We start from the raw sequence: 6,659 nt of genomic DNA on the forward strand, positions 1-6,659 counted from the left end.
CTCCACGATATGAGGCTGAGCGGCTTTTTAGTATTACTCTCTTTTTTTATTCTCGTTTATTTTACTCAGTGCCGGCGGCGAGGATTGCCACCGGGCGATCCAGACAATGGCGGCCTTGTGCTACCGAAAGGATTTGAAGCAGTAGTTGTTGTTGACAGCCTTGAGGGCGCAGCCAGGCACATCGCTGTAAACTCTAACGGTGACGTGTATGTGAAATTGCGATTCCCAACTGCGGAAGGAGGAAATGCGGCCTTGAGAGATGAGGATAATGATGGCAAAGCCGACATCATTAAAGATTTTGACGATTATAACGATAAAAGCAGTTATGGAACCGGTATGAGAATACACAACGGTTATCTTTATTTCAGTTCTGTAACAAGAGTTTTCAGGCAGAAGCTAACGCCGGGCCAACTAGTCCCTGATAGCAAAATTGAATTACTATTAACTGACACACAGCCACCGAGACAACATGATACCAAGCCTATTGCATTTGATGATAAGGGAAATATGTACATTCCCTTTGGCGCTCCGTCCGATTGTTGCCAGTCCGAAGACAGAACACCATTTTCGCCAGGTATGGATCCATGTCCCATACTTGTGAACCGGGCAAGCATCTGGAAATTTGATGCAAACAAAACAGATCAATTTCAAAAAGACGGGCAAAAATTCGCGTCGGGCTTACGAAGCATCGTGGCATTGGAGTGGAACGACCAGGACCATAATCTATTTACGATGATGCATGGCAGAGATTATTTGCACGCCACCTGGCCAAATTATTATTCTGAATGGGAAGGTGCCGTTTTGCCCGCCGAAGAATTTCTAAAATTGAAACAAGGTTCAGATGTAGGTTGGCCATACTATTATTATGATGAAATAAAAGGGAAATTAATGCTAAATCCGGAGTATGGCGGTGATGGGAAAAAGGAAGGTAACGGTGCCGATTACACGCAACCGTTGATAGGTTTCCCGGGGCACTTTGCACCGAACGATTTATTGTTTTATACCGGTAATCAATTTCCTGCACACTATAAAAACGGGGCGTTCATAGCATTTCATGGATCAACGAGCAGCGCCCCCTATCCACAGTCCGGGTATTTTGTGGCTTTTGTTCCATTTAAAAATGGGGCACCTTCGGGCCCGTGGGAAGTTTTTGCTGACGGTTTTGCAGGTGTAGATACAGTTGTTAATACCAGTGATGCAAAATACCGCCCTATGGGATTGTCAATGGGGCCGGACGGGTCTTTATATATTTCCGATTCTGAAAAGGGAAAAATATGGCGCGTGATGTATAAAGGAGACACCAGTAAGTTCGGTGAAGCAGATCTGGCGGATATGGTTAAACGAAAAAATGAGGCCACGAATATAAAAATACCTGACTCAATAAGTGATAATTTGGATAGAGGAAGTGTACCTACAGCAGGGAAAACTTTTAACACTTATTGTTCTGTTTGCCACCAGAGAGATGGATTGGGAAATGATCGGTTTCCGCCTTTAAGTGGTTCAGAATGGGTTACGGGCGATAAAACCCCATTAATTGCAATTGTATTGGGCGGCCTCGATGGAAACATTACGGTAAAAGGAAAATCCTATAATAATAAAATGCCACGACTCAATCTTTTATCGGATGAAAATATTGCCCAGATATTGACTTACATCAGGCAAAATTTTAATAATAACGCCAGCGCAGTTACACTGGAGGATGTTAGCAATACGAGGAAGGCATTGGGCGGGAAAAGTAAATAAACAAGGGAAATAATAACATTGATGGAGTACTAAAAATGAGAATAAAAACAGGCGTATTCATCTTATTTGTTCTATTCGCTTCACTTTTTTGTAAAATAGTTGACGCACAATTAAACAGTATAAATTTAAAGCGGCTATTAAAAGTTCCATTGCAATACACGATACTGAGGGCTACTGAGAATATAACGATAGATGGGAAAGATGATGAAAAAGACTGGAATAAAGTTCCCTGGATGGAGCAGTTCACGGATATTGAAAGTGGCGCCGAAAGCAACTCCTTATTAAGAACTCAATGTAAAATGTTATGGGATAATGATTACTTATATTTATTTGCCCGCCTTGATGAAACCAACTTATGGGCTTCGATAACTCAACATGACGAACCGGTTTTCCAGGATAATGCATTTGAAATGTTTATTGATCCGTCAGGAAGCAATTTTAATTATTTTGAATTTCAAATTAATGCATACGGAACTGTATGGGATTTATTTATGCCAAAGCCTTATCGCAACGGTGGAAAAAATTTAACCAGTTGGGACATAAAAGGTTTGAAGAAGGCCATACAACTAAATGGAACAATTAACAATCCTACTGATATAGACAAAGGATGGAGTATTGAATTGGCGATTCCTTTCAAGTCAGTTAACCTTAGTGGTGACAGGCATCCGGGAGTTGGAACTATTTGGCGAATGAATTTTTCAAGAGTACAATGGGACCTTGATACACTAAACGGGTCATACATGCGACGGAAAGATATTAATACGGGTAAACCATTGCCTGAGCATTATAACGTTTGGTCTCCGCAGGGAATAATTAATTTACATTATCCCGAAAGATGGGGCTATGTGCAGTTTTCAGATAAATTAGCTCCGGCAGGATTTCTCTCTGAGCAAATAGAAAAATTGAAACTGCTTCTATGGAAGTATTATTATTTACAACAGGAATTTAAAAGAGTACATGGGAAATACGCGAATAAAATAAAGCAATTAAATAAGTTGTATAAGAGTGATCCCTTATTAAATGGAAAAGATTTTACAATTGAGTTGAAGGCGGACGATAAGCAATTTTGGATTCAAGGTTCTTACAAAGGATTGAATCAATTGTTATCTGTTGATGAAGAAGGAGAATTTCAAGTTAATAATCTTTCTAATTAAATTTTAAATAGACAGGAATATAAACAGCGATTTTTTCGGAAACAATGATTCAATATTGACGCAATACAATCTCTAATAAAAGAAATTATTGCTTGTCATTAAAACGAAAGACCTGCAAATAACAGCGAATTTTTATAAAGTTTTTTATCAAACCAATTATATAACCTTTAAAAATTTAATTTATGCAAACAGAAAGAAGATCATTAATTAAAAAAATGTTGGCCTCCGCCACCGCATTAGTAGGGTTAGGCTTTGCGGCAAAAGCAACAGGAATTACCGGTAAAGAAAAACGGGTTGGCAATGTTACTGACTTCCAGGATGTGCCTTTATTTTCAGGCCACACCATTCATGGCGATCTTGTTTATATCGCCGGCAAGGGAGCCCACGTTGAACCTTTTGAAATAAAAGCACATACTGAAATTGTGTTGAAAGGATTGGAGGATGAGTTGATTAAAGCCGGTTCATCAATGGAAAAAGTTTTGAAGGTGAGTGTTTTTCTAAATGATATAGCCGATTACCAGGGAATGAATGAAGTATATAAAGGACGTTTTGGAAAGAATCCTCCTGTTCGTACAACCGTTGCCGTTGCCAAGGGTGGCGTACCGGGTAATTCGTTGGTGGAAATGGATTGCATTGCTTATCTATAATAACAACAAAGGTAAAATCATAATCGCTAAAAACATTCGATGAAACGCAGAGATATTCTAAAGGGATTGAGCTTGTTGCCCCTCTCCGGTGGTGTAATCGGCGGAGTACTCGCTTCAGAACCAGTATATGCTCAGCCACCTGTGCCAAAGAGGGATTTGTTTAAAGAACTGGGCGTTCGCACATTTATAAATGCAAGAGGAACCATAACGTTTATGTCTGGTTCCCTAATGCACGATTACGTATTGGAAGCTATTAACGACAGTTCAAAAGATTTCTGCATGATGGAAGAGTTGCAGGACAAAGTAGGAGAAAGAATTGCTAAGATGGTTCATTCTGAAGCAGCGCTGGTATCTGCAGGTGCTTTTTCTGCTTTAATGCTGGGTATGGCTGGAATCCTTACTGGTACTGATTTAAAGAAGGTGGAACAACTTCCTCAACTGGAAGGAACCGGAATGAAATCGGAAGTGATTATACAGAAAGGACATCAAATTGATTATAATCACGCATTTCTTAATTGCGGTGCCAAATTAATTTACGTAGAAACACCGGACGATGTTGATAGGGCTGTAAACGAAAAAACTGCGTCTATGCATTTCTTAGGAAGCGGTGCACCTAATGGAAAAATTATGCATGAAGAATGGATAGCATTAGCGAATAAACACAATTTGCCAACCTCCATTGATATTGCAGCAAATATTCCACCGTTATCAAATCTTTGGAAATTTAACGATATGGGTTTTAGTTTCGTAGCGTTGTCAGGCGGCAAAGCAATTCGTGGACCACAGAGTTCGGGAATTTTAATGGGCAAAAAAGAGATCATCGCAGCAGCCCGTTTAAATTCGTCTCCACATTCCGGCACAATAGGAAGAGGCATGAAAGTCAATAAAGAAGAAATACTTGGAATGTATGTAGCGTTGGAAAGATACATTAGCCAGGATCATGATAAAGAATGGAAGGATTGGGAAAATCGTGTCTCGCTGATTGCAAAAGCGGCTGAAACAGTTAATGGAGTTACAACGGAATCTTACGTTCCGCCGATTGCAGACCACACTCCTACGCTCAATATAAAATGGGACACCAATAAAGTAAAATTTTCCGGAGATGATCTCTTAACGAAATTAAGAAATGGCAACCCTTCCATTGAAGCGTACGGCGGTGGTAAAAATTCGATTACTGTTTCGCCGTGGATGATGAGACCCGAACAGGTAAAAATAGTTGCAAACAGAATCAGGGAAGAACTCATCAAAGCTTCTGCTTAGTATTTTGCATTACCGTATTTAAAACAATAAAAATTATTATTAACTAAAATGAAATTATGAAACGCAGAGATATTCTTAAAGGACTAAGCTTATTACCCCTTTCAGGCGGAGTTATGGGCGGAGTGCTGGCTTCGGAATCAGTCTTCGCCGAACCACCCACTCCGTCAAGAGATTTATTTAAAGAGTTAGGAGTTACCCGGGTAATAAATGCCGGAGTAACTATGACGTTTTTATCTGGCTCGTTAATGATGCCGGAAACATTGGACGCTATCAATTCAACAGCGCATGACTTTGCAAATATGTATGACCTGCAAGATAAAGTTGGCGCTAAGATTGCCGAGATGCTGCACTGCGAGGCGGCCATGGTTACGTCCGGAGCTGCATGTGCATTGCTTCTTGGAGCCGCTGCCGCTATCACCGGCACTGACCCTGAAAAAATAAAATTATTACCTAATCTTCCGGGACCTCGGCCGGAAGTTATTATGCAAAAGAGTCATCGTTATCTTTTCGACCAGGCTATTACTACAACAGGTGCAAAAATTATTGAAGTTGAGGGAAATGACGAGATGGATAAAGCTTTCAACGGTAATACAGTACTGGCTTTGTTCTTCAATGCCGCCGGTAGTTCCAGTGTAACCCGCGAAGATTTTATAACGCTTTGCAAAAAGCATCAAATACCAAGTTTTATAGATGCAGCAGCTGATGTGCCACCCGTTGAAAACCTTTTTAAGTATCAAAAAATGGGTTTTGATCTTGTTACATTTTCTGGTGGTAAAATGATTCGCGGTCCGCAAAGTGCCGGGTTATTATTTGGCAGAAAAGATCTGATTGAAGCAGCTAAACTAAATCACAGTCCACATGAGGCACCCATTGGCCGGCCAATGAAAGTGAATAAAGAAGAGATGTTTGGCATGTACGCCGCATTGAAGTCTTACGTCGAAAGAGATCATAAAAAAGAATGGCAGGATTGGCTGAATCGCATCAGTCGTATACAATCACATCTCGAAACCATCGCCAGTGTAAAAGGTGAAACCCATGTTGAGCCAGGACCGGCCAATGCCTTTCCCAGCTTGCATCTCACCTGGGACCAGCAAAAAGTAAAGACTACACCTAAGGACGTGCTGGAGCAGCTAAAAAATGGCACACCTAGTATTGTGGCAAATGGCAATGATAATGTATTGAATATTGGGGTTGTATTATTGAGACCCGACCAGGTAGATGTTGTAGCTCGCAGGGTAAAAGAAATTTTAAGTAAGGCGGTTTAGATTTTTATTAAGAAAGAAAGAAATAGAGACATCGTTGTCTCAACTGAAAACCATAAAAAAATTTAGATGAAAAAAAAATTCGTGATTCTCATTGCGGCCCTATGTGTCGCAACAAGCCCGGTTATTTCACAATCATATAGTATCGTTATTAAGGGAGGGCACGTGATGGATCCAAAAAATAACATTGACCAGGTAATGGATGTTGCTATTGATAGTGGCAAAATAATGAAGGTGGCCAAGAATATCGATACAAAAAATGCAGCACAGGTGGTAGACGCAAAAGGCATGTATGTTACTCCGGGATTAATAGACATTCACACCCATGATTTTTGGGGTACAGAACCAAATCAACAATATGAGGACGGAAACCTGGCTATACAGCCGGACGGATTTACCTTTCGTAATGGAGTTACAACAATTGTTGATGCCGGAAGTTCAGGATGGAGAACATTCCCAATTTTTAAAGCGCAAACAATAGATCAATCTCAAACAAGAGTACTGGCATTTTTAAACATAGTTGGCGAAGGAATGCGTGGTGGTTATGAACAGAATGAGAATGATATGGACCCAAAAATGTCCGCCCTGGTAGC

General features: G+C 40.4%; 6 protein-coding genes. All 6 read left to right on the forward strand.

All coding sequences use genetic code 11. The annotated features are described in order from the left end of the window. Positions 1-9 precede the first annotated feature (9 nt). The gene (locus ACO1O5_RS01325; RefSeq protein ID WP_486267711.1) at positions 10-1,743 is read left to right on the forward strand and encodes a PQQ-dependent sugar dehydrogenase; all 1,734 of its coding nucleotides are present in this window, start codon (positions 10-12) and stop codon (positions 1,741-1,743) included. Positions 1,744-1,778: 35 nt separating this feature from the next. Beyond that, positions 1,779-2,897, forward strand: a complete 1,119-nt coding sequence (locus ACO1O5_RS01330; RefSeq protein ID WP_486267713.1) for a carbohydrate-binding family 9-like protein — start codon at positions 1,779-1,781, stop codon at positions 2,895-2,897. A gap of 182 nt (positions 2,898-3,079) precedes the next feature. Further along, positions 3,080-3,544, forward strand: a complete 465-nt coding sequence (locus ACO1O5_RS01335) for a RidA family protein (RefSeq protein WP_486267715.1) — start codon at positions 3,080-3,082, stop codon at positions 3,542-3,544. A gap of 39 nt (positions 3,545-3,583) precedes the next feature. Continuing rightward, a complete protein-coding gene (locus ACO1O5_RS01340; protein ID WP_486267717.1) occupies positions 3,584-4,804 on the forward strand; it encodes a selenocysteine synthase in 1,221 nt (406 codons plus the stop codon). Between the two features lie 56 nt (positions 4,805-4,860). Continuing rightward, on the forward strand, positions 4,861-6,069 hold the full coding sequence (locus ACO1O5_RS01345) for an aminotransferase class V-fold PLP-dependent enzyme (RefSeq protein ID WP_486267719.1): 1,209 nt from the start codon (positions 4,861-4,863) through the stop codon (positions 6,067-6,069). Between the two features lie 66 nt (positions 6,070-6,135). After that, a partial coding sequence (locus ACO1O5_RS01350; RefSeq protein ID WP_486267721.1) for an amidohydrolase family protein occupies positions 6,136-6,659 on the forward strand: 524 nt, incomplete at its 3' end.

The organism is Ginsengibacter sp. (assembly GCF_057362405.1).